We start from the raw sequence: 22,140 nt of genomic DNA, 5'->3' as shown, positions 1-22,140 counted from the left end.
TCTCGCGGCATCCATGCCGCTCAACCCCCTGCGCAACGCTTCCGCTCGGCCTCCTGACGGGGCGGAGTCGCTGCCCCACCTCTTTCGCACAGTTTCAGGCTACTGGTGGCTTCAGGATTGCTGCGCCCTGTCAGGCGCGAGTCACCCCTCTACCCCTGGGAGAGGGGCGGGGGTGAGGGATGTGTCAGGCCGGTGTGGAGGCCTGAAAGAATCGTGCTAGACGCCTCTATTCGGTGCTGCAACAGCTAACGCAGACATAGCCAATGAGTTCGGCCCCACGACATAGGCCGGCAGCAGGACTGCTGCCGTGCTTCTCCTGTGGGGGCGATTTCAATCGCAATGGCCAGCGAAGCTGGCCCCAGGTGAGTCCCCAGGACGGACCTGCGGCCCGCTTAGCGAATGAATTCGCCCCCACAGAGGAGAGCCATCCGGCTCACCCCTTGCCCTTGGTCCGCGTCGAGTTCGGGCAGGCATTCTTCTCCAGGTACTGGATGATGATGCTGCCCAGGTCCTGCCCGGTGGTGGTCTCGATGCCTTCCAGGCCGGGCGAGGAGTTCACTTCCATCACCAGCGGGCCGTGGTGGGAGCGCAGGATGTCCACGCCCGCCACCGACAGGCCCATGACCTTGGCCGCGCGGATGGCGGTCATGCGCTCTTCCGGGGTGATCTTGATCAGGCTGGCCGAACCGCCACGGTGCAGGTTGGAGCGGAACTCGCCGGGCTTGGCCTGGCGCTTCATCGCCGCGATCACCTTGTCGCCTACCACGAAGCAGCGGATGTCGGCGCCGCCGGCTTCGCGGATGTATTCCTGCACCATGATGTTCTGCTTCAGGCCCATGAAGGCCTCGATCACCGACTCCGCCGCCTTCTCCGTCTCGCAGAGCACGACGCCTATGCCCTGGGTGCCTTCCAGCACCTTGATCACCAGCGGAGCGCCATTGACCATGCGGATCAGGTCGGGAATGTCGTCCGGGGAGTGAGCGAAACCGGTCACCGGCAGGCCGATCCCCTTGCGCGACAGCAGCTGCAGCGAGCGTAGCTTGTCCCGCGAGCGGCTGATGGCCACCGATTCGTTGAGCGGGAACACGCCCATCATCTCGAACTGGCGCAACACGGCGCAGCCATAGAAGGTGACCGAGGCGCCGATGCGCGGGATCACCGCGTCGAAGCCTTCCAGCGGCTGGCCGCGGTAGTGGATCTGCGGTTTGTGGCTGGCGATGTTCATATAGGCGCGCAGGGTGTCTATCACCACCATCTCGTGGCCGCGCTGATGGCCGGCCTCCACCAGGCGGCGAGTCGAATACAGGCGCGGATTGCGCGATAACACGGCGATTTTCATTGGGCACCCGGAACGGAAAGAGTCGGTTTTTCTTGTACGTAGGTGAGGGCCGGATTGACCACCAGCTGCGCCTGTACCAGGGCCTTGGAGCCCAGCAGTACGCGGTAGCGCATGGTCTTGCGGCAGGCCAGGGTGAACTCGATGGGCCAGACCCGATCGCCAAGCGCCACCTGGGTACGGATGACATAGCGGGTCTGTGCCTGGCCGTTGGAACTCTTGATGGTCTTCACCGAGACCACCTGCGCCTCGCAACGGTGCCGCCGCTGCACCAGGGTGCCGAGGTGCGCGGTGAACCGGACCCAGCGCTCGCCGTGCTTCTGGAAGGGCACTATGTCGCTGGCGTGCAGGGTGGAGGTGCTGGCGCCGGTATCGATCTTCGCGCGCAGGCCGACCATGCCGAGTTCCGGCAGGGCGATCCACTCACGGAGGCCGATCACGGAGAGATGGTCGAAAGTCTTCACTGCAGGCTTTCCGGTAAAGTTGGCGCATTCTAGTGGGCCCATGTGACAACTGCACCTGGGCCCTGGCTGAGCTTAGACCGGGCTGGCCAATGGGGCAGGCCGGGCGAGATGGAAATGAGTCATGAGTGAAAAAGACCGCAAAGACGATGACAAGGTGCGCCTGGACAAATGGCTCTGGGCGGCGCGCTTCTACAAGACCCGCGCCCTGGCCAAGGCGGCCATAGAAGGTGGCAAGGTTCACCATCGTGGCGAACGTTGCAAGCCTTCCAAGGAGCCGCGGGTCGGCGACGAGTACGTGATCCGCGCTGGTTTCGATGAACGCACCGTGGTGGTTCGCGCCTTGTCCGTGGTGCGTCGCGGCGCCCCCGAAGCCCAGGCGCTCTACGAGGAAACCGCTGAGAGCCTGGCCAGGCGCGAGGAGGCCGCCGCGATGCGCAAGGCCGGCGCCCTGGGGGTGCAGACCGAAGGGCGACCGACCAAGAAACAGCGGCGGCAGATCTTCCGCCTGTCGGATCAGTAGGTCAGGAAACCATGCCCGTCGGACGCTGGACGGGCCAATGCCGAACAGGTAACACGCGGAACCCCCGTCAGCTGTGACTCCAGCAGCGCACCGAGGGATTTACCGAGCAGGCTCGGATGGGTGATCCGCTCCAGGGTCTCGCCGGCCGCTTGGCCAGCAGCTTCATGACGCGCTGACCAGCGGAACGATCCTCGGCAGGCCGATACCCTGGTAGTGCAGCCCGGCCGCGGTCACCTGTTCAGGGTTGTAGAGGTTGCGTCCATCGATGACGAGGCGGTCGCGCAGCTTGCTGGCCAGGAATTCGAAGTCCACCACGCGGAAGGCCTTCCACTCGGTGCAGATCACCAGGGCGTCGGCGTCTTGTACGGTGTCGTCGCGGGTGGCGCAGAGCACCAGGTCGTCGCGATAGCCGTAGAGGCGCCGGCACTCGGACATGGCCTCCGGGTCGAAGGCGCGCACCGTGGCGCCCTCGTGCCACAGCGCTTCCAGCAGGTAGCGTATCGGTGCCTCGCGCATGTCGTCGGTGTCGGGCTTGAAGGCCAGGCCCCACACGGCTATCGACTTGCCCTCGAGGCCGTCGGGGTAGTGCTTCTGCAGCTTGCGGAACAGCACCTGGCGCTGTTCCTCGTTGACCTCGTGCACGGCCCTCAGCAGACGCAGCTGGAAACCGTTCATGTGACAGGTGTGCAGCAGGGAGCGCAGGTCCTTGGGAGAGCAGGAACCGCCGAAACCGCAACCGGGGTGGATATAGTGGAAACCGATGCGCGGGTCGGAACCTATGCCCTTGCGCACCGACTCGATGTCGGCGCCGACCTGTTTGGCCAGGTTGGCCAGCTCGTTCATCAGGCTGATGCGGGTCACGAGCATGGCGTTGGCCGCGTATTTGGTCAGCTCTGCGCTGCGGTTGTCCATGAAGATCAGCTTGTCGTGGTTGTGGCAGAAGGGTGCGTAGAGCTCGGCGAGCTGACTGCGAGCCACTTCGTCCTCGCTGCCGACGATGATGCGGTCGGGACGGGCACAGTCGTTGACGGCGTTGCCTTCCATGAGGAATTCGGGGTTGGATACCACGCGTACCTTCAGGTGCCCCTTGCCCAGTTCGACCAGGGCTTCGCGCGCCGTCTCCAGCACCCGGGCGGCAGTGCCGACCGGTACCGTGGACTTGATCACCAGGGTACGGTCGACCTCCATGTGGCGCACGACCTCCCGAGCCACGCAGAGTACGCGGCGCAGGTCGGCGGAGCCGTCTTCATCCGCCGGCGTGCCCAGCGCGATGAAGATCAGCTGCCCATGGGTCACAGCATCATCGGACCGGGTGCTGAACGACAGCCGCCCTTCGCGCAGGTTGTTGTCGATCAGGGCGGACAGGCCCGGCTCCTGGATCGGTGGCACGGCCTTTCGCAGTTGCTGGATCTTCTTTTCGTCGATATCGACGCACAGGACCCGATGACCGACGTCGGCCAAGGCCGCGGCCTGGGCAAGACCGACGTAACCGGTCCCGAATACGCTGACATCCATGGAGCAAGCCTCAGGAAAGAATGGACTGCACGGTTTCAGATATAGGTGACGTACGGAGGGCCGGTGGTGGGGAAATGGCCGCTGGCGGGTCGCCAAATGTGAAAGTGCCACTATTTCCTGGAAAGCAAAGTCCTTGGATTTCTACTGGTTAGGGCGCCTTTTTCAATCTGCTTGTTCGACAGAAAATCGGCGATTGTGCGGACGCCCGGTCGAATCTGCCGAATAATTGGCGCCCCTCTTGGATGCCTCGGTCTTTGTCCTTAATATTCTGCCATCCCGGAGTCGCTTGGCTGACTCTGCCTTCCTTCCCGACAGCCCGGCGTCCGTCCGTGCTGTACCTCGCTACGGCCCGCCGATATGCACGAATACGACTTCACTCAACGCTTTCTCTTCGACAACACCGACGTGCGCGGTGAAATGGTCTTCCTGGGCGAGAGCTACGCCCATGTGCTGGCCAAGCACCCCTACCCGGAACCTGTCGCCCAACTGCTCGGCGAAATGCTCGCCGCAGCGTCCCTGCTGGTCGGCACCCTCAAGTTCGATGGGTTGCTCGTGCTCCAGGCACGCTCCTCCGGCGCGGTTCCGTTGTTGATGGTGGAATGCTCCAGCGAGCGCGAGGTGCGCGGCATCGCCCGTTACCACGCCAGCCAGGTCACCCCGGGTGCCGGCCTGCACGAGCTGATGCCCGAAGGCTCGCTCACCCTGACCGTCGATCCGAAGCAGGGCCAGCGCTACCAGGGCATAGTCGCCCTCGAAGGCGCCACCCTGGCCGAATGCCTCTCCGGCTACTTCGACAATTCCCAGCAGCTGCCCACCCGATTCTGGCTCAATGCCGACGGTCGCAGCGCCCGGGGCATGCTGCTCCAGGCGCTGCCCGCCGACCGCCTGAAAGACCCTGAGGCGCGCGAGGCAAGCTGGCAGCACCTGACTACCCTGGCCGACACCCTGACCGCCGAGGAACTGCTCGGCCTGGACAACGAAACCATCCTTCATCGCCTCTACCATGAGGAAGCGGTGCGCCTGTTCGATCCGCAGGCCATCCATTTCCGCTGCAGCTGCTCGCGCCAGCGTTCGGCCAATGCGCTGGTCAGCCTGGGTCAGCACGACGCCGAAGCCCTGCTGCAGGAAAGTGGCGGCACCGTGGTGATCGACTGCCAGTTCTGCAACCAGCGCTACAGCTTCGACGCGGCGGATATCGCCCAGCTGTTCGCCGGTGGCGGCAGTGGCGCACCATCGGAAACGCGCCACTGAAATGAGGTAGTGTGCCTCAAGGGTCGCTGTATGACCGCGGTGCGATTATCGGTCATGAATATGCCAGTCTGACAGGAGGTTTCTACCCAAAGCGGGCTTTTCTGGCATAATCGCGCGCACTTTTTTCGCGGTAGCGGGTCCCAGTACCCACTACAAATCGTTTGGAGGACTCGGCCTTTCGCCGACGGGGAACCACATGACGCAAGCCAATAACGCCGTGTACACCGATATCAGCGCCGCGCAACTGGTCGAAGAGGCCATTCGCCGTGGCGAGGGTGAACTGGCCGCCAACGGTTCGTTGGTAGTGAAAACCGGCCACCGCACCGGTCGTTCTCCGGCAGATCGTTTCATCGTTCAAGAGCCGAGCACCGACGCCAAGATCGCCTGGGGCAACATCAACCGCCCCTTCCCGGCGGACAAGTTCGATGCACTGTGGGCCCGTGTCGAAGCTTATGTGACCGAACGCGAGCGTTTCGTCTCCCATGTGCACGTCGGCTCCGATCCCGAGCACTACCTGGCCGTCAAGATGACCACCGAGACCGCCTGGCACAACCTGTTCGGCCGTTGCCTGTTCATCAATCCGGAACAGTACAACCCGCAGTCCCGCCAGGAATGGCAGATCATCAACGCGCCGAACTTCGTCTGCGAGCCGGAGCGTGACGGCACCAACTCCGACGGCTGCGTGATCCTCAACTTCGCCGCCAAGAAAGTGCTGATCGCCGGCATGCGCTACGCCGGTGAAATGAAGAAGGCCATGTTCTCCGTGCAGAACTTCCTGCTGCCGGAAAAAGACGTGCTGCCGATGCACTGCGCCGCCAACGTGGGCGAAGAGGGCGATACCACCCTGTTCTTCGGTCTGTCCGGCACCGGCAAGACCACTCTGTCCGCTGACCCGAGCCGCTACCTGATCGGCGACGACGAGCACGGCTGGGGCGTGGGCACCGTGTTCAACATCGAAGGCGGTTGCTATGCCAAGTGCATCGACCTGTCCGAGAAGAACGAGCCGGTGATCTGGAAAGCCATCCAGTTCGGCGCCGTGCTGGAAAACGTGGTGCTGGATCCGGAAACCCGCCTGCCGGTCTACAGCGACGACAGCCTGACCCAGAACACCCGCGCCGCCTACCCGCTGGAGCTGGTGGAGAAGCGCGTCGAGGCCAACCGCGCCGGCGAGCCGAATGCAGTGATCTTCCTGACCTGCGACCTGACCGGTGTCCTGCCGCCCGTTTCCATCCTGAACAACGAGCAGGCTGCCTACCACTTCCTGTCCGGCTACACCGCGCTGGTCGGCTCCACCGAAATGGGTTCCGGCGGTGGCATCAAGTCCACCTTCTCCACCTGCTTCGGCGCGCCCTTCTTCCCGCGCCCGGCCGGCGAGTACGCCGAACTGCTGATCAAGCGCATCAAGGGCTTCGGCTCCAAGGTCTACCTGGTCAATACCGGCTGGACCGGCGGTGGCTACGGCGTCGGCAAGCGCTTCAACATCCCGACCACCCGTGGCGTGATCGCCGCCATCCAGAGTGGCGCGCTGATCGGTGCCGAGACCGAGCACCTGGACATCATCAACCTGGACGTGCCGAAAGCCGTTCCGGGCGTCGACACCAACCTGCTCAACCCGCGCAACACCTGGGCTGACCAGGCTGCCTACGACGAAGCCGCCAAGACCCTGGCCAAGCAGTTCGTCGAGAACTTCAAGAAGTTCGACGTCTCCGACGCCATCAAGAACGCCGGCCCGCAGCTCTAAGCCGCACCGCGTCCTGATCGAAGAAGCCGCCTCCGGGCGGCTTCTTCATTTCCGGCCCATCCTACGAATCTGAACCTGTAGGAGCGAGCTTGCTCGCGAACCGGATTCAGGCAATTCGCGAGCAAGCTCGTTCATACAATGGCTCTCCCTAGGATGAGAGGTCCGCTGATGGCAGGTACAGGAGAGACCCCCATGCACGACACACTCGAACGCGTCTTCGGCTTCCGCCAGTTCCGCCCCGGCCAGGAGGCGGCGGTCAGCGCCGTGCTGGCCGGCCGCTCGGCCGCCGCCATCTTCCCCACCGGCTCCGGCAAGTCCTTGTGCTACCAGTTGCCGGCCCTGCACCTGCCGCACCTGACCCTGGTGGTGTCGCCACTGCTGGCGCTGATGCAGGACCAGCTCGCCTTCCTCCATCGCCACGGCATCGCCGCCGCCAGCATCGACTCGGCGCAAAGCCGCGAGGAGGCCAGCGAGGTCATGGCCAGGGCGCGCTCCGGCGAGCTGAAGATCCTGATGATCTCGGTGGAGCGCCTGAAGAACGAGCGCTTCCGCAGCTTCATCCAGCAGGTGCCGATTTCCCTGCTGGTGGTGGACGAGGCGCACTGCATCTCCGAGTGGGGTCACAACTTCCGTCCCGACTACCTCAAGCTGCCCGAGTACCAGCGCCAGTTCGGCATTCCCCAGGTGCTGCTGCTGACCGCCACCGCAACGCCGGCGGTGATCGCCGACATGCAGCGCAAATTCGTCATCGCCGATGCCGATGTGATCACCACCGGCTTCTACCGCGAGAACCTCAACCTACTGGTCGAGCCGGTGGCCGGCGGCGACAAGCTGCGCCGCCTGGTGGACTGGCTGGCACCACGCGCCGGGCAGCCGGCCATCGTCTACGTGACCCTGCAGAAGACCGCCGAAGAGGTCGCCCTGCGCCTGTCCCAGCGTGGCATCGCCGCCAGCGCCTACCACGCCGGCATGCCCCATGAGGCGCGGGAAGCGCTGCAACGCCAGTTCATGGCCGGCCAAGTGAACATCATGGTCGCCACCATTGCCTTCGGCATGGGCATCGACAAGCGCGATATCCGCCAGGTCGTGCACTACGACCTGCCCAAGTCGGTGGAGAATTACAGCCAGGAGATCGGCCGCGCCGGGCGCGACGGATTGGCCTCGGATTGCCTGGTGCTGGCCAACCGCGACAGCCTCAACGTGCTGGAGAACTTCGTCTATGGCGATACGCCGGAGCTGGTCGGCATCCGCCTGGTGCTGGAGGAGCTCAAGGCCGCCGGAACGGGTGGGGACCGCTGGGAGCTGATGCTTAACGCGCTGTCCGAACAGAGCAACATCCGCCAACTGCCGCTGAAGACACTGCTGGTGCAGCTGGAGCTGCGCGGCATCATCGCGCCGCTGTTCGCCTACTTCGCCGAGTACCGCTTCAAGTACCTGCTCGAACCCGAGGCGCTGGTGCAGAAATTCGAAGGCGAGCGCCGGCAGTTCGTCGAGGCCCTGGTGCAGACCTCCACCCGCGCGCGCACCTGGTGCACGGTGGATTTCGACAGCCTCTATCGTCAACACCAGGCCGAGCGCAGCCGCGTGGTGAAGGCCCTGGACTACTTCCAGGAACGCGGCTGGATCGAGCTGGAAAGCAAGCAGATGACCGAGGTCTATACCCTGCTTAGCCCCGCCTTCGACCTGGAAGCGCTGAGCGGGGAGCTGCACGCCTACTTCCACCAGCAGGAAAACAGCGAGATCGCCCGCATCCACGCGATGCTCGCCCTGTTCGCCAGCGAGAGCTGCCTCAGCGCCCGGCTGGCCAACTACTTCGGCGACCGCGAGGTGCCTGAGCGCTGCGGTCACTGCTCGGTCTGCCGGGGCCAGGTGGCGCGCCTGCCCGAGCCGCCATCCTTGCCACCGCTGGAGCGCCAGGATTTCCACGCCCTGTGCGGTGCCTTCATCCGCCGTCACGAAGAGCAGAAGGGCATGCCGCCCAGCGCCGAGTGCCTGACCCGCCTGCTCTGCGGCATCACCGCACCGCTCTTCACCCGTCTCAAGGCGCGCAGCCTGCCGGGTTTCGCGGCGCTGGAGGCCTACCCTTACGCCGCGGTGCGCGACTGGGTGGCACGCCAGACCGGCTGAAAAGGCTTTTGTAGGGGCGAATGAATTCGCCCCTACAGGAAAATCTCGCCCCCAGGAAAACCGGGCCATGCGGATTTTTCGATCGATTCCATCGTTAATCGGTGTTGGTACCGGGGGCGCTGCCTGCTTAGGATGGCGCCAGTTTTTTACCTCGCCTCTCCAGGAGCTTTCCATGCATATCGATGACGCCATCCGCAGCCGCCGTGCCATCAAGGGCTATGACACCAGCCACAGCCTGAGCCGCGAGGAGAAGGACGAACTGCTGCAACTGGCCCTGTTCGCGCCCACCGCGTTCAACCTGCAGCACGTGCGCCTGGTGGAAGTCAGCGACCCGGCCCTGCGTCAGCGCATCCGTGATGTGGCCTGGGGCCAGGCCCAGGTGACCGAGGCGTCCATGCTGGTGCTGGTCTGCGCCCGCCTGGATGCCTGGGAAAAGGACGCCGCCCGCGTCTGGGCCGAAGCCCCGCAGCCGGTGCAGGACTTCATGGCCGGCGCCATCGACACCTACTACCGCGGCAAGCCCCAGGTACAGCGCGACGAAGTGATGCGCAGCTGCGGCCTGGTGGCCCAGACCCTGATGCTCGCCGCCCGCGGCAAGGGCCTGGATAGCTGCCCCATGGACGGCTTCGACTTCGACGCCGTGGCCGACCTGATCCGCCTGCCGGAGAATCACGCCATCGGCCTGATGGTGGCCGTGGGCAAGCAGGCCATCGAAGCCAAGCCGCGCATCGGCAAGCTGGCCTTCGACGAAGCGGTGATCCACAACCAGTTCTGATGGTCTCCGTAGGTTGGCGCTGAGCCCGCGAAGCCCAACATGGAGTGCGCAGCGCTCCCCCTCATTGCTTGCATTGGAGCGTTGGGCTTCGCTTCGCTCTGCACCAACCTACGAAACGCCGCCGCTGCCTTGCGCAGCGGCGGCGTTTTCATATGCGCCCGATGGCCAGCAGCCGCTCGATGAGCCATTGCAGGGCCTCGTCGCCTTCGCGCTGGGCCACGCTTACCAGGTCCAGGTGGAAGGGATCGAGGGCAAACGGCAGGGGATGCACCTGCAGCGGCAGCAGGCGCGCGAAGTGCTGGGCCAGTCGCGTTGGCAGCACCACGGTCAGATCGGTGTCGGCGACTATGTGGGCGGCCTGCAGATAGTTGGGCGTGGTGTAGACGATCTCCCGCGCCAGCCCCTGTTCTCCCAGCCACTGATCGACCATGCCTTTGGTCTGGCCTCCGTGCACCCAGAGGTGGCGTAGCCTGAGGAACGCCGCGAGATCGGGCGCCTGCTGCAAGGCCGGATGGTCCTGGCGGGCCACCAGGCGCAGGGTTTCGCTCATCCAGCGGCGACTGGAAAAGCGCGTGGGAATGCTCTCGAAGCGCCCCAGCACCAGGTCCAGTTCGCCCTGGTCCAGCGCCTCGGCGGGCAGGCTGGGGGAGAGGTTGCGGATGGCGATCTTCACGCCCGGCGCTTCCTCGGCCAGCTGCTGCAGCAGGCGCGGCATGCAGATCAGCTCTACGTAGTCGGTCAGCGCCACGGTGAAGCGCTGGCGACTGCGTGCCGGGTCGAAGCCTTCGCCAACCACCAGGCTCTGCTCGATTTGCTTGAGCGCCGCGCGAATCGGCGTTTCCAACGCCAGGGCCCGAGGCGTGGGCTGCATGGCACGGCCCACACGCACCAGCAGCGGGTCGCCGAGCAGTTCGCGCAGTCGGTTCAGTGCGTTGCTCACGGCCGGCTGGCTGAGGGAGAGGCGTTCCGCTGCGCGGGAGACATTGCGCTCGCGCAGCAGGGCGTCCAGCACGCGTAGAAGGTTGAGGTCGAAGTTCGAGGTATTCACCTGGCGAATTCCCCTTATCACAAGACTAAATTTCAAAAATAGTACCGGCTTCCTTATGGTGATGGGCGATTTCATGAGGACGCGGCCCTGGCTGCGGCGGAGTCACCGTAGGAGCGAGATGGACGCCGAGTTCTTGCTCGCGAACCCCGCGGGGCATTCGCCAGCAAGCTGGCTCCTACAGGGTGGCCGCGTTCGTCAGCTCTGCCACAACAACAAGAGGACGACCGATGACCCAGAGCACATTCAATATCCAGCGGGCCGCCGTGATCGGCGCCGGCACCATGGGCCGGGGTATCGTCATGAGCCTGGCCAGCGCCGGCCTCGAGGTGAGCTGGCTGGACAACAATCCGTCGATGCTCGCGCAAGCCCGGGGCGTCGTGGCCGATACCTATGCCCACAACGTGCACCAGGGCCGCATCAGCGAAGCCCAGGCCACCGAGCGCCTGGCGCGCATCATTCCGGTGGAGGGCATTGAGGCCCTGGCCGATGTGGACCTGGTGATCGAGGCCGTCTTCGAAAACCTCGAAATCAAGCAGGGCATCTTTCGCGAGCTGGACGTCCACCTGAAACCGACGGCGATCCTCGCCAGCAATACCTCGGCCCTGGATATCGACGCCATCGCCGCCGTCACCCAGCGCCCGCAGCAGGTCCTCGGCCTGCACTTCTTCAGCCCTGCACACATCATGAAGCTGCTGGAGATCGTCCGCGGCGCACACACGGACCCGGCCGTGCTGGCGGCCGCCCTCGACCTGGGCCGGCGGATGGGCAAGGTCAGCGTGGTGGCCGGCAACTGCAAGGGCTTCATCGGCAACCGCATGCTCCACACCTACGTGCGCGAGGCGCGAATGATGCTGCTGGAGGGTGCCTACCCGCACCAGGTGGACGGCGCCCTGCAGGGCTTCGGCTTCGCCATGGGGCCGTTCCGTATGTACGACGTGGTGGGCATCGACCTGGAATGGCGCGCCCGCGAACTGGCCGGCAAGGGCCAGGACGTCCCGGCGGTGCAGGTGGACAACCGCCTCTGCGCACTGGGCCGCTTCGGCCAGAAGGCGCGCATGGGCTATTACCGCTACGCCGAGGGCAGCCGTCACGCCGAGCACGACCCGGAGGTGGATGCCCTGGTCCTGCAGGTCTCCGAGCAGCTCGGCTTCGAACGTCGCGACATCGGCGCCGAGGAAATCCTCGAGCGTTGCCTGCTGGCCCTGGTCAATGAAGGGGCGAAGATCCTCGAAGAGGGCATCGCCGCCTCCAGTGCCGACATCGACACCGTCTACCTCAACGGCTATGGCTTCCCGGTCGACAAGGGCGGGCCCATGACCTGGGCCGACAACCAGGGTCTGCCAGCCATTCGCACACGCCTTGAGGCCTTGGCCGAGCGCTTCGGCCCCCATTGGCAGCCAGCGGCGCTGATCCGCCGCTTGGCCGATTCCGATCGCCACTTCACCGATTTCCAACAGGAGGCCTGAACATGACCTACAAGGCGCCCCTGCGCGACATGCGCTTCGTGCTCCATGAACTCTTCGACGTTGCCACCCACTGCGAGCTGCTGGGCAATGGCCTGGACCGCGAGCTGATCGACGGCGTGCTGGAAGAAGGCGCGCGCTACGCTGGGGAAGTGGTATCGCCGCTGAACCGCACTGGCGACGAGGAAGGCGTTACCCTGGAGCAGGGCGCCGTGACTACGCCCAAGGGCTTCCGCGAGGCGTACCGGCAGTACTGCGACAACGGCTGGGCGAGCATGACCGGTCCGGTCGAGTACGGTGGCCAGGGTTTCCCGCAGATGGTCGCGTTCAATTTCCACGAAATGCTGATGGGCGCCAGCCTGTCCTTCCGCGTCTACTCGGGCCTGACCGAAGGCGCCGTGCTGGCGCTGCACAAGCACGGCAGCGAGGCGCTCCGCGAGGCGTACCTGGGCAAGATGGTGAGCGGACAGTGGACCGGCACCATGTGCCTGACCGAACCCCAGGCCGGCACCGACCTGGCCCTGCTGCGCACCCGCGCCGAGCCCCAGGCCGACGGCAGCTACAAGCTTAGCGGCAGCAAGATCTTCATCAGCGGCGGCGAGCAGGACCTGTCCGAGAACATCATCCACCTGGTGCTGGCACGCTTGCCGGATGCACCCGCCGGGGTGAAAGGCATCAGCCTGTTCCTGGTACCCAAGTTCATCGCCAATTCCGATGGTACGCCGGGGAACAGGAATGACCTGTCCTGCGGCGCCATCGAGCACAAGATGGGCATCAAGGGCGCTGCCACCTGCGTGATGAACTTCGATGGCGCCACCGGCTGGCTCATAGGCGAAGCCAACCAGGGCCTGGCCTGCATGTTCACCATGATGAACGACGCGCGTTTCCAGGTCGGCCTGCAGGGCCTCGGCATCGGCGAACAGGCCTTTCAGGGCTCGCTGTCCTACGCCCGCGAACGCCTGCAATCGCGCGCCCTGCGCGGCCCGGCGGCGCCGGAGAAGCCGGCCGACCCGATCATCCACCACCCCGATGTGCGACGCATGCTGCTCACCCAGAAGACCCTGGTGGAAGGCAGCCGCATGCTGGCCGCCTACTGCGCGCGCCAGCTGGACCTGGAGCACGGCCATCCGGATGCCGAGCAGCGCAAGGCGGCCAGCCGCCGTGCGGCGCTGCTGATCCCCATCGTCAAATCCTTCCTCACCGACATGGGCCAGGAAGTGGCCAGCCTCGGTGTGCAGGTCTACGGCGGCCACGGCTACATCCGCGAGTGGGGCATGGAGCAACTGATGCGCGACAGCCGCATCACCCAGATCTACGAAGGCACCAACGGCATCCAGGCGCTGGACCTGATCCGTCGCAAGCTGATGGGTGACGGCGGCGCGGAACTGGCCGCCCTGCAGGACGAATTTGCCGCCCTCGCCGACGCCCAGGCCAATCGCACGGAACTGGCCGAACTGGCCGGTGCGGTGCTGGCGCGCCTGCAGGAGTGGCGTGCGCTGACTGCCGCCCTGCTGGATCGCGCGCGGGAAAACCCCGAGGAAATCGGCGCCGCCTCGGTGGATTTTCTCCAGTACTCGGCCTATGTGTTGCTGGCAGGCTTCTGGCTGCAGGCCGCGACCCGCGCGCAGGATGCCCTGGAGGCCGGCAGCGGTGAGGCGGATTTCTACCAGGCCAAGCTGCACAGCGCGCGCTTCTACCTGCGCCGTGTGCTGCCGCGTGCGAGCAGCCACCGCGAAGCCCTGCTGGGCGGCGCGGATTGCCTGATGGCCCTGCCCGAGGCGCATTTCGCCTTCTGACGATGCGAGCCCGGCGCGCCGCATGACGGCGGCGCGCCCCGACAACAAAGGAGGACGCCCAGATGCAGCCCTTCAGCTTCGCCACCACCGCGCAGATCCTCTGCGAATCCGGTTCCGCCGTGCGCCTGGCGGAGCTCTGCCACGAACGCGGCGCCAGCCGGGTGCTGCTGGTCACCGACCCGGGCATTACCCGTCTCGGCCTGCTCGACGAGATACTCTCCGGCTTCGCCGCCGCCGGCCTGACGGTGGCGGTCTACGACCAGGTCCAGGCCGATCCGCCGGAATCGGTGGTGCTGGAGGCCGTGGAGCTGGGGCGGACCCTGGGTGCCGAGCTGGTAGTGGGCTTCGGCGGCGGCAGCTCCATGGATGTGGCCAAGCTGGTGGCGCTGCTGGCGCATCCGGAGTGCCGCCAGGGGCTGGCGGACATCTATGGCGTGGGCAATGCCCGTGGCAGGCGCCTGCCGCTGCTGCAGGTTCCGACTACCGCCGGCACCGGCTCGGAGGTGACGCCGATTGCCATCGTCACCACCGGCGAGACGACCAAGATGGGCGTGGTTTCACCGCTGCTACTGCCCGATCTGGCTGTGCTGGATGCCGACCTTACCCTCGGCCTGCCGGCGGCGGTCACTGCGGCCACCGGCATCGACGCGATGGTCCACGCCATCGAGGCCTACACCAGCAAGCTGAAGAAGAATCCGCTGTCCGACCTGCTGGCGCGCGAGGCGCTGCGCCTGCTGGCCGGCAACCTGGATGCGGTGGTGCACAACGGTCGCGACCGCGAAGCGCGCCAGGCCATGCTGCTGGGCGCCTGCCTGGCCGGCCAGGCCTTCGCCAATTCTCCGGTGGCGGCAGTGCATGCCCTGGCTTATCCGCTGGGTGGGCATTTCCACATTCCCCACGGCCTCTCCAACGCCCTGGTGCTGCCCCATGTGCTGGGCTTCAACGCCGAGGTGGCGGCGCCGCTTTATGCGGAGCTGGCGCCCCTGGTGCTCGGGCGCAAGCTCAAGCCCGGTAGCGAGGCCCATCTGACCGAGCAACTGATCGTCGAACTGGCCGATTTCAGCAGCCGGAGCGGCCTGCCGACCCGCCTGCGCGAAGCCGGCGTGCCGGAAGCCATGCTTGGACAACTGGCCAGCGACGCCATGTTGCAACAGCGCCTACTGGTGAATAATCCGCGCGAGGTCAGCGAGGCCCAGGCCCTGGCCATCTACCAGGCGGCCTATTGAGCCTTCTGTAGGAGCCAGCTTGCTGGCGAATGCTTCCGTTCGCGAGCAAGCTCGCTCCTACATGAATCAATCCAACCGAACCCAGGGAACCCCATGAGCCAGCCCCAGCACCTGCGCGGTGACTACCGCCATTTTCAGCCCATCACCACGCGCTGGCACGACAACGACGTCTACGGCCATGTGAACAACGTGGTCTATTACGGCTACTTCGACAGCGCGGTGAACGCCTATCTGATCGAGCAGGGAGGGCTGGATATCCACGACGGCACCGTGGTGGGTTTCGTGGTCAGTTCCTCCTGCGACTACTTCGCCTCCATCGCCTTCCCCGACCGCATCGAAGTCGGCCTGCGGGTGGGCAAGTTGGGCAACAGCTCGGTGCAGTACGAACTGGCGATCTTCAAGCAGGGTGAAGACGAGGCCTGCGCCGCCGGACGCTTCGTACACGTTTTCGTCGACCGTGAGAGCAACCGGCCGGTGGCGATCCCTGAGCCGCTGCGGGCGGCATTGGCGGAGTTGCTGGTAGCGGGCTGATCTGCTTCTTTCCCACACAGTCGTCCCACCGCCATATATGGCCTGTGGACAACTTTCAGCATTTCGGCCTGAAACCGCCGGAATGGCGACATCCACGGGGCCAACGGTCCGCCCGGTCTACCCATATCGGGCGCGAATCAGCACAATGCGCGCCAAACCCGAACGTCCCGACCGGCTGCGAGGTGAAACACCGCGCGGCATGGTTATTTCTTTTCCGCTTGATCTGCGGCAGTGAAGGCGGGGCGCCATCGGGATTCAATTTCCACCTGGGGCCGGCCCGTCGTGCGGCCCGAACGTTCAGCGGTACCTGCAATGACCCATGCAAACGGCTCCATCCTGCAACGCTTGAAACGCACCAGCCTGGTGACCCGGATCCTCATCGGCCTGCTCGCCGGCATCGCCCTCGCCCTGACCTCGCCCGAGTCCGCCAGCGCGGTCGGCCTGCTCGGCAAGCTCTTCGTCATGGCGCTCAAGGCCGTGGCGCCGGTGCTGGTGTTCGTCCTGGTGATCGCGGCCATCGCCAACCACAAGCCGGGCGAGCGCACCCATATCCGCCCGATCCTGTTCCTTTACCTGATCGGTACCTTCTCCGCCGCGGTGGTGGCCGTGCTGGCCTCCAGCCTGTTCCCCTCGACCATCGCCCTGTCGACCGGTGCCGCCGACCTGGCGCCGCCCGGTAATATCTCCGAAGTACTGCTGAGCCTCTTGGGCAGCGCCGTGGCCAACCCGGTGACCGCGCTGATGGAGGCCAACTTCATCGGTATCCTGGTCTGGGCCATTGGCCTGGGCATCGCCATCCGCCAGGGCAGCGAAACCACCCGCAATGTGTTCAGCGACCTGTCCCACGGTGTCTCGCTGATCGTGCGCGTGGTGATCAGCTTCGCCCCGCTGGGCATCTTCGGCCTGGTGGCCTCCACCCTCGCGGAGAACGGCGTCGGCGTACTGGCCGACTATGCCCATCTGCTGGCGGTGCTGCTGGGTTGCATGCTGTTCGTGGCGTTCGTGGTCAACCCGCTTATCGTGTTCTGGAAGATTCGCCGCAACCCCTATCCGCTGGTGCTGACCTGCCTGCGCGAAAGTGGCATCACGGCTTTCTTCACCCGCAGCTCGGCGGCGAACATCCCGGTCAACCTGCAGCTGTCCGAAAAACTCGGCCTGCACGAAGACACCTACTCGGTATCCATTCCGCTGGGCGCCACCATCAACATGGCCGGTGCGGCCATCACCATCACGGTCCTGACCCTGGCAGCGGTGAAAACCCTCGGCATCGCGGTGGACATCCCTACCGCCATCCTGCTCAGCGTGGTGGCCTCCATCTGCGCCTGTGGCGCGTCCGGCGTGGCCGGCGGCTCGCTGCTGCTGATCCCGCTGGCTTGCAGCCTGTTCGGCATACCCAGCGAAGTGGCGATGCAGGTGGTGGCCGTGGGCTTCATCATCGGCATTCTCCAGGACGCCGCCGAGACCGCGCTGAACTCTTCCACCGACGTGCTCTTCACCGCGGCGGCCTGCATGGCCAGCGGCGACGTGACCGAGGCGCGCGCCGAACAGCTCGGCTGATCCGTTGCCCGAAACGAAAAAGCCCGGCAGATGCCGGGCTTTTTCATGGGCGCACACTTAGTCGTGGCGATGCTTGCGGTGGCGATGGCCGTCGCCCTTGCTCAGCTCGGTGGCGATGGCGCCACCGGCTGCGCCGCCCAGGCCCGCGCCGATGGCGGAGCCGGTGGAACCGCCCAGCGCGCGGCCGGCTACCGAGCCGCCTGCCGCACCCAGACCACCGCCGATCGCAGCTTCGGTCTTGCGGCCGCTACGCGCGGTCATGGCGCCACCGGCCGCACCACCCAGGCCGGCGCCGATGGCCGCGCCAGTGCTGCCGCCAACAGCGTTGCCAACGACGTTGCCAAGGACGCCGCCGAGGCCGCCGCCGATGGCGTTGTTGGTGGTCTCGCCGGCCACGACGGCTTGGGTCGCCAGCAGGCTGAGGGCGAGGGCGGTTACTGCTTTGCGCATCTTGCTAAGTCTCCATTTCGAAGGGGAAGTCCATGGTCCCGCGGCTTCTCCGGGGGTATCCATGACGCAGGTCGGAATTATGAGTTCGGGAGGGGGGCGGCTGTCGCTCGACCAGGCCTCAGCCCGCAGAAAAAACCCGCTGGAAGCGGGCTTTTTCGGTTAGTGGCGTTGATCAATCATCGTCATGCCAATGCTTGTGCTTGTGCTTGCGATGGCCCCAGGCATGGCCACGGCCCGGATGGTCGCGGTAGGCGCGGCGGTAGTGGCGATGATCGTCGTCGTAGTCGTCATCGTCGTAGCGATTCCGGTCGCCGTATTCGTTGCCCAGCGCACCGCCGGCGCCGCCGCCGAGGGCTGCACCGATCAGGCCGCCAGTGGTGCCGCCCATTTGTCTGCCGACGACTTGACCACCAGCAGCGCCCAGACCGCCGCCGATAGCAGCTTCAGTACGGTTGCGGCGAGAGGCACCTACTGCACCGCCAGCTGCGCCACCCACACCAGCGCCGATGGCTGCACCGGTGCTGCCGCCGACAGCGTTGCCGACCACGGAACCCAGGACCCCGCCCAGCGCGCCGCCAACACCGGCTTCGGTATTGTTGCCTGCGAAGACGCTGCCGCTGGCCAGGCCAAGAGACAGAAGAAGGATCGAGGTGTACTTCATGATGAGGATCGCCTCACTGGTTTTGGTGAGGGGATATTTACCGTAGGAATTAACTTACGCAAGTGCCGGGCGACGAAAAACACTAACTTTTCACATTTTTTTCACTTTCGACTTTAAAGGCAGAACTTTTTCTGTTCTTCGCTGTCGGAGCTCTATTCCAGCCCTCTCCAGTCCTGCCTTTCGGGCTTTCTGCATGCTAGCAAAGTGCCGTGAAAGTTTCGTTTGCGTGGGAACTTTATATAGCGTTTGAAGCGATGTTTCAAATTGTTTCTCGGAAATAAAGTTCCACGAAACAAAGTTCCCTTATTTCCATTAAAAGTTCATTGCCGCTATTGCGCCCATGTAGGGTGCGCCGTGCGCACCGGATACTCCGTGCAGGATTACCGGTGCGCGCAGCGCACCCTACGGGGCGGCCCGCATCCTCAGTGGATGCGGCCGTTGTCGCGAGAGGCTTCGAGGCGGATGGCGACGAATTTCGAGGTGGGGGTGTAGCTGCCGTCGCCGTAGCTTTCCAGCGGCACCAGGGGATTGGTCTCCGGGTAGTAGGCGGCGGCTTGGCCGGTGGGGATGTCGAAGGCCAGCAGGCTGAAGCCGGACACCCGGCGCTCCACACCGTCGTCCCAGAGGGTCACCAGATCCACCTTCTGCCCTGGCTCGAAGCCCAGGCGGCGGATGTCCGCCTCGTTGGCGAAGACCACCTCGCGCTGGCCGCGCACGCCGCGGTAGCGATCGTCCAGGCTGTAGATGGTGGTGTTGTACTGGTCGTGGGAGCGCAGCGTCTGGAGGATCAGATGCGGCGTCTCGCCGGTGCTGCGGACCTTCTCGTGGAGCAGATCCGCTGGCAGCGGGCTGGCCGTGAAGTTGGCGCGGCCGCTGGAGGTACTCCACTGCCGGGCGTTGGCCGTGTTGCCCAGGTAGAAGCCGCCCGGATTCTGTACACGTTGGTTGAAGTCCTGGAAGCCGGGGATGGTGTCGGCGATCAGTTCGCGGACGCGGTCGTAGTTGGCAACCATGGCGTCCCAATCCACCGGGTGATCGCCCAGGGTGGCCTTGGCAATGCCGGCGATGATGGCCGGTTCCGAGCGCATCTCGCGGGAGGACGGCTCCAGCTGGCCATAGGACGCATGGATCATGCTGAAAGAGTCTTCCACTGTCACCGCCTGCGACCCTTCGGCCTGGCGGTCGATATCGGTGCGGCCAAGGCAGGGCAGGATCAGCGCCTCGCGGCCGGTGGTCAGATGGCTGCGGTTGAGCTTGGTGCTGATCTGCACTGTCAGTTCGCAGTTCTGCAGGGCGGCGTGGGTGCGCGGGCTGTCCGGCGTGGCCTGGGCGAAGTTGCCGCCGAGGCCGATGAAGACCTTGGCCTGGCCTTCGAGCATGGCGTTGATCGCCTCCACCGTGTTGTGGCCGTTCTGCCGCGGGACCTTGAACTGGAAGCGCCGCTCCAGGGCATCCAGCAGCGCCGCCGGCGGCCGGTCATTGATGCCCATGGTGCGGTCGCCCTGCACGTTGCTGTGGCCGCGCACCGGGCAGAGGCCGGCACCGGGGCGACCGACGTTGCCGCGCAGCAGTTGCAGGTTGACGATTTCCTGGATGGTCGGCACCGAGTGGCGATGCTGGGTGATGCCCATGGCCCAGCAGATGATCACGCTGCGGGCATCGCGGTAGATGCGTGCGGAGATCTCGATCTCGTCCAGGGTCAGGCCCGATTGCTGCTCGATCCGTTCCCAGGGCGTGGCATCCAGTTCCGCCAGGTAGGCGTCTACGCCCTCGGTGTGTTCGGCGATGAAGGCGTGGTCGAATACCGCAGGCTCGCCCTTCGCCTGGGCTTCCCGCTCCCACTGCAGGAGGAACTTGGCGATGCCGCGCAGAGCGGCCATGTCGCCACCCAGGGCAGGGCGGAAGAACGCGGTATTAAGCGGCCGCGAGCCATTGCTGAGCATTTCCAGGGCGTGCTGCGGGTGCTGGAAACGCTCCAGGCCGCGCTCCTTGAGCGGATTGAAGCAGACCACCTGGGCACCGCGCTTCACCGCCTCGCGCAGGGGTTCGAGCATGCGCGGGTGGTTGGTGCCGGGGTTCTGGCCCAGTACGAAGATGGCGTCAGAGTGTTCGAAGTCGTGGAAGGTCACGCTGCCCTTGCCGACACCGATGCTCTGGCCCAGGGCCACGCCGCTGGCCTCGTGGCACATGTTCGAGCAGTCGGGGAAGTTGTTGGTGCCGAAGGCGCGGACGAACAGCTGGTAGAGGTAGGCCGCCTCGTTGCTGGCCCGGCCGGAGGTATAGAACTCCGCCTGGTGCGGGCTTTCCAGGCCGCGCAGGTGACGGGCAATCTGCGCGAAGGCGTGTTCCCAGCTGACCGGCACATAGTGGTCGGTCTGGCTGTCGTAGCGCATGGGCTGGGTCAGGCGGCCCTGGTACTCGAGCCAATAGTCGCTCTGCTCACGCAGTTGGCTGACGCTGTAGCGGGCGAAGAAGGCCGCATCCACCCGGCGCTTGGTGGCTTCCCAGTTAACCGCCTTGGCGCCGTTCTCGCAGAACTTGATGCGGCCGTCCTCGGGGGAGTCACCCCAGGCGCAGCCGGGGCAGTCGAAGCCGCCGTTCTGATTGGTCTTGAGCAGGGCGCGGAGGTTCTTGAATGGCTGTTTGCTGTCCAGCCAGAAGCGGGTGACGCTTTTCAGCGCACCCCAGCCGGCCGCGGCGCCTTTGTAGGGTTTGTAGCGGGGTTCTACGGGTTGCAGGCTCATTGGCTCGATGTTTTCGGTTGCGGCGCCGGGCTGTAGACCCGTGGTGCGCTGTGGTGGGGCAGATGGATGAGGTTGAGGTGGTGCCGGCGCGCCCATTCCACCGTCAGGGTGGTAGGGGCGGAGAGGCTGACCAGGGTGGACAGGCCGGCGCGCACCGCCTTGTGGATAAGTTCCAGGCTGCAGCGGCTGGTGACCACGGCGAATCCGGCGCGGGGGTCGAGGCCTTCCCGCAGCAGGGCGCCGATCAGCTTGTCCAGGGCGTTGTGGCGGCCGATGTCTTCGCGGCACAGGCGCACCTCGCCAGTGGCATCGACGAAGAGCGCGGCATGCAAGGCGCCGCTGCGCCGGGCGAGGTCCTGGGCGGCAGCGATGCGCTGGCGCAGGTCGACGAAATGTTCGGCCGGCGGCAGGGGCGCGGGGGCCAGGGAGCGCAGTTCGGGCAGCGCCTGTTCAAGCGCTTCCACGCCGCAGAGGCCGCAGCCGGTGGTGCCGGCCAGGTTGCGACGCTGTTCCTTGAGGGACCAGAAGGCACGGTTGCCGATGTCCACCTCGGCATGCAGGGCGATGCCTTCACCTTCGACCTGGACATCATAGATCTCGTCGATGGCCTGTATCACGCCATTGCTCAGGCTGAAGCCGGCGACGAAGTCCTCCAGGTCGCTGGGAGAGACCATCATCACGGCGTAGCTGATGCCATTGAAGGAGATGGCCAGGGCACATTCCTCGGCCAGGACGGCGTCTTCCACACGGGCATCGCCGTCCAGCTCGGCATAGGTATAGCCGGCCGGGGAGGGAGGGGTATCGACTTTGGTAAGTTCGCGCTTGGCGTCTGGGCGTGCCATGGATCTGCCCCTGCGACGGAATGACTCAGCCATCCTAGGCCCGCCTGGCACGGGCGTCTAATCGCTATTCCCGATGCGCTGATCGAGCGCGTT

18 protein-coding genes are annotated in these 22,140 nt (G+C 65.4%); 10 read left to right on the top strand and 8 right to left on the bottom strand.

The features are described 5' to 3' along the window. Positions 1 to 433: 433 nt before the first annotated feature. Both rimK and E8F11_RS24480 read right to left on the bottom strand, forming a co-directional pair. Positions 434 to 1,339 carry a 30S ribosomal protein S6--L-glutamate ligase gene (gene rimK, locus E8F11_RS24485; protein WP_280291503.1) on the bottom strand — a complete coding sequence of 302 codons (906 nt, stop codon included), beginning with the start codon at positions 1,337 to 1,339 and terminating at the stop codon, positions 434 to 436. Then, complete coding sequence (locus E8F11_RS24480; protein WP_280291502.1) at positions 1,336 to 1,800, bottom strand: ATP-dependent zinc protease; 465 nt, start codon at positions 1,798 to 1,800, stop codon at positions 1,336 to 1,338. The genes rimK and E8F11_RS24480 overlap by 4 nt, the downstream gene beginning before the upstream one ends. A 121-nt stretch (positions 1,801 to 1,921) precedes the next feature. On the opposite strand from E8F11_RS24480, the gene E8F11_RS24475 reads away from it, so the two are divergent. Next, on the top strand, positions 1,922 to 2,320 hold the full coding sequence (locus E8F11_RS24475; RefSeq protein ID WP_280291501.1) for a S4 domain-containing protein: 399 nt from the start codon (positions 1,922 to 1,924) through the stop codon (positions 2,318 to 2,320). Positions 2,321 to 2,482: 162 nt separating this feature from the next. Here the strand turns inward: E8F11_RS24475 and E8F11_RS24470 are convergent, their stop codons facing one another. Then, a complete protein-coding gene (locus E8F11_RS24470; protein ID WP_280291500.1) occupies positions 2,483 to 3,835 on the bottom strand; it encodes a UDP-glucose/GDP-mannose dehydrogenase family protein in 1,353 nt (450 codons plus the stop codon). A 357-nt stretch (positions 3,836 to 4,192) separates the two neighbouring features. Here E8F11_RS24470 and hslO point away from each other — a divergent pair, with 357 nt between their 5' ends. The 4 genes from hslO to E8F11_RS24450 all read left to right on the top strand — a co-directional run bounded on the left by hslO (position 4,193) and on the right by E8F11_RS24450 (position 9,729). Then, entirely contained in the window at positions 4,193 to 5,086 is an 894-nt protein-coding gene (hslO, locus tag E8F11_RS24465; protein ID WP_280291499.1) for an Hsp33 family molecular chaperone HslO, read from the top strand. A gap of 196 nt (positions 5,087 to 5,282) precedes the next feature. Next, complete coding sequence (locus E8F11_RS24460; protein ID WP_280291498.1) at positions 5,283 to 6,827, top strand: phosphoenolpyruvate carboxykinase; 1,545 nt, start codon at positions 5,283 to 5,285, stop codon at positions 6,825 to 6,827. A gap of 192 nt (positions 6,828 to 7,019) precedes the next feature. Then, positions 7,020 to 8,954: a RecQ family ATP-dependent DNA helicase gene (locus tag E8F11_RS24455; RefSeq protein WP_280291497.1), complete on the top strand. Its 1,935-nt coding sequence runs from the start codon at positions 7,020 to 7,022 to the stop codon at positions 8,952 to 8,954. 172 nt (positions 8,955 to 9,126) lie between these two features. Then, positions 9,127 to 9,729, top strand: a complete 603-nt coding sequence (locus E8F11_RS24450; RefSeq protein WP_280291496.1) for a nitroreductase family protein — start codon at positions 9,127 to 9,129, stop codon at positions 9,727 to 9,729. A gap of 148 nt (positions 9,730 to 9,877) precedes the next feature. Here the strand turns inward: E8F11_RS24450 and E8F11_RS24445 are convergent, their stop codons facing one another. Further along, the gene (locus tag E8F11_RS24445; protein ID WP_280291495.1) at positions 9,878 to 10,777 is read right to left on the bottom strand and encodes a LysR family transcriptional regulator; all 900 of its coding nucleotides are present in this window, start codon (positions 10,775 to 10,777) and stop codon (positions 9,878 to 9,880) included. Between the two features lie 227 nt (positions 10,778 to 11,004). Between E8F11_RS24445 and E8F11_RS24440 the strand changes: the two genes are divergently transcribed. The 5 genes from E8F11_RS24440 (at position 11,005) to sstT (ending at position 17,350) form a co-directional block, all read left to right on the top strand. After that, positions 11,005 to 12,243, top strand: a complete 1,239-nt coding sequence (locus E8F11_RS24440; RefSeq protein WP_280291494.1) for a 3-hydroxyacyl-CoA dehydrogenase — start codon at positions 11,005 to 11,007, stop codon at positions 12,241 to 12,243. Positions 12,244 to 12,245: 2 nt separating this feature from the next. Next, positions 12,246 to 14,036 carry an acyl-CoA dehydrogenase C-terminal domain-containing protein gene (locus E8F11_RS24435; protein ID WP_280291493.1) on the top strand — a complete coding sequence of 597 codons (1,791 nt, stop codon included), beginning with the start codon at positions 12,246 to 12,248 and terminating at the stop codon, positions 14,034 to 14,036. A gap of 62 nt (positions 14,037 to 14,098) precedes the next feature. Further along, positions 14,099 to 15,262 (top strand): iron-containing alcohol dehydrogenase, encoded by a 1,164-nt coding sequence (locus tag E8F11_RS24430; protein WP_280291492.1) that lies wholly within the window; start codon positions 14,099 to 14,101, stop codon positions 15,260 to 15,262. Positions 15,263 to 15,355: 93 nt separating this feature from the next. Continuing rightward, the gene (locus E8F11_RS24425; protein WP_280291491.1) at positions 15,356 to 15,793 is read left to right on the top strand and encodes a thioesterase family protein; all 438 of its coding nucleotides are present in this window, start codon (positions 15,356 to 15,358) and stop codon (positions 15,791 to 15,793) included. Positions 15,794 to 16,105: 312 nt separating this feature from the next. Further along, a complete protein-coding gene (gene sstT / locus E8F11_RS24420) occupies positions 16,106 to 17,350 on the top strand; it encodes a serine/threonine transporter SstT (protein WP_280291490.1) in 1,245 nt (414 codons plus the stop codon). 57 nt (positions 17,351 to 17,407) lie between these two features. Here the strand turns inward: sstT and E8F11_RS24415 are convergent, their stop codons facing one another. The 4 genes from E8F11_RS24415 to fdhD form a co-directional block, all read right to left on the bottom strand. Further along, entirely contained in the window at positions 17,408 to 17,800 is a 393-nt protein-coding gene (locus E8F11_RS24415; RefSeq protein ID WP_280291489.1) for a hypothetical protein, read from the bottom strand. 172 nt (positions 17,801 to 17,972) lie between these two features. Then, the gene (locus tag E8F11_RS24410) at positions 17,973 to 18,461 is read right to left on the bottom strand and encodes a hypothetical protein (protein WP_280291488.1); all 489 of its coding nucleotides are present in this window, start codon (positions 18,459 to 18,461) and stop codon (positions 17,973 to 17,975) included. Positions 18,462 to 18,883: 422 nt separating this feature from the next. Next, positions 18,884 to 21,205, bottom strand: a complete 2,322-nt coding sequence (locus E8F11_RS24405) for an FdhF/YdeP family oxidoreductase (protein WP_280291487.1) — start codon at positions 21,203 to 21,205, stop codon at positions 18,884 to 18,886. Continuing rightward, positions 21,202 to 22,047 carry a formate dehydrogenase accessory sulfurtransferase FdhD gene (fdhD, locus tag E8F11_RS24400; protein WP_280291486.1) on the bottom strand — a complete coding sequence of 282 codons (846 nt, stop codon included), beginning with the start codon at positions 22,045 to 22,047 and terminating at the stop codon, positions 21,202 to 21,204. The genes E8F11_RS24405 and fdhD overlap by 4 nt, the downstream gene beginning before the upstream one ends. Positions 22,048 to 22,140 lie beyond the last annotated feature (93 nt).

Source organism: Pseudomonas sp. BN417, assembly GCF_029871205.1.
In the GTDB taxonomy this organism is placed as follows: domain Bacteria; phylum Pseudomonadota; class Gammaproteobacteria; order Pseudomonadales; family Pseudomonadaceae; genus Metapseudomonas.
Note: the sequence above shows the minus strand (reverse complement) of the source record. Positions and strands in the feature narration are given on the sequence as shown.

Coding starts and splice junctions, on each gene's coding strand:
- E8F11_RS24405 (WP_280291487.1), bottom strand. CDS start 21,205: ATGAGCCTGCAACCCGTAGAACCCCGCTACAAACCCTACAAAGGCGCC.
- E8F11_RS24410 (WP_280291488.1), bottom strand. CDS start 18,461: ATGAAGTACACCTCGATCCTTCTTCTGTCTCTTGGCCTGGCCAGCGGC.
- E8F11_RS24415 (WP_280291489.1), bottom strand. CDS start 17,800: ATGCGCAAAGCAGTAACCGCCCTCGCCCTCAGCCTGCTGGCGACCCAA.
- hslO (WP_280291499.1), top strand. CDS start 4,193: ATGCACGAATACGACTTCACTCAACGCTTTCTCTTCGACAACACCGAC.
- E8F11_RS24430 (WP_280291492.1), top strand. CDS start 14,099: ATGCAGCCCTTCAGCTTCGCCACCACCGCGCAGATCCTCTGCGAATCC.
- E8F11_RS24460 (WP_280291498.1), top strand. CDS start 5,283: ATGACGCAAGCCAATAACGCCGTGTACACCGATATCAGCGCCGCGCAA.
- E8F11_RS24455 (WP_280291497.1), top strand. CDS start 7,020: ATGCACGACACACTCGAACGCGTCTTCGGCTTCCGCCAGTTCCGCCCC.
- rimK (WP_280291503.1), bottom strand. CDS start 1,339: ATGAAAATCGCCGTGTTATCGCGCAATCCGCGCCTGTATTCGACTCGC.
- E8F11_RS24450 (WP_280291496.1), top strand. CDS start 9,127: ATGCATATCGATGACGCCATCCGCAGCCGCCGTGCCATCAAGGGCTAT.
- sstT (WP_280291490.1), top strand. CDS start 16,106: ATGACCCATGCAAACGGCTCCATCCTGCAACGCTTGAAACGCACCAGC.
- E8F11_RS24470 (WP_280291500.1), bottom strand. CDS start 3,835: ATGGATGTCAGCGTATTCGGGACCGGTTACGTCGGTCTTGCCCAGGCC.
- E8F11_RS24425 (WP_280291491.1), top strand. CDS start 15,356: ATGAGCCAGCCCCAGCACCTGCGCGGTGACTACCGCCATTTTCAGCCC.
- E8F11_RS24475 (WP_280291501.1), top strand. CDS start 1,922: ATGAGTGAAAAAGACCGCAAAGACGATGACAAGGTGCGCCTGGACAAA.
- E8F11_RS24435 (WP_280291493.1), top strand. CDS start 12,246: ATGACCTACAAGGCGCCCCTGCGCGACATGCGCTTCGTGCTCCATGAA.
- fdhD (WP_280291486.1), bottom strand. CDS start 22,047: ATGGCACGCCCAGACGCCAAGCGCGAACTTACCAAAGTCGATACCCCT.
- E8F11_RS24440 (WP_280291494.1), top strand. CDS start 11,005: ATGACCCAGAGCACATTCAATATCCAGCGGGCCGCCGTGATCGGCGCC.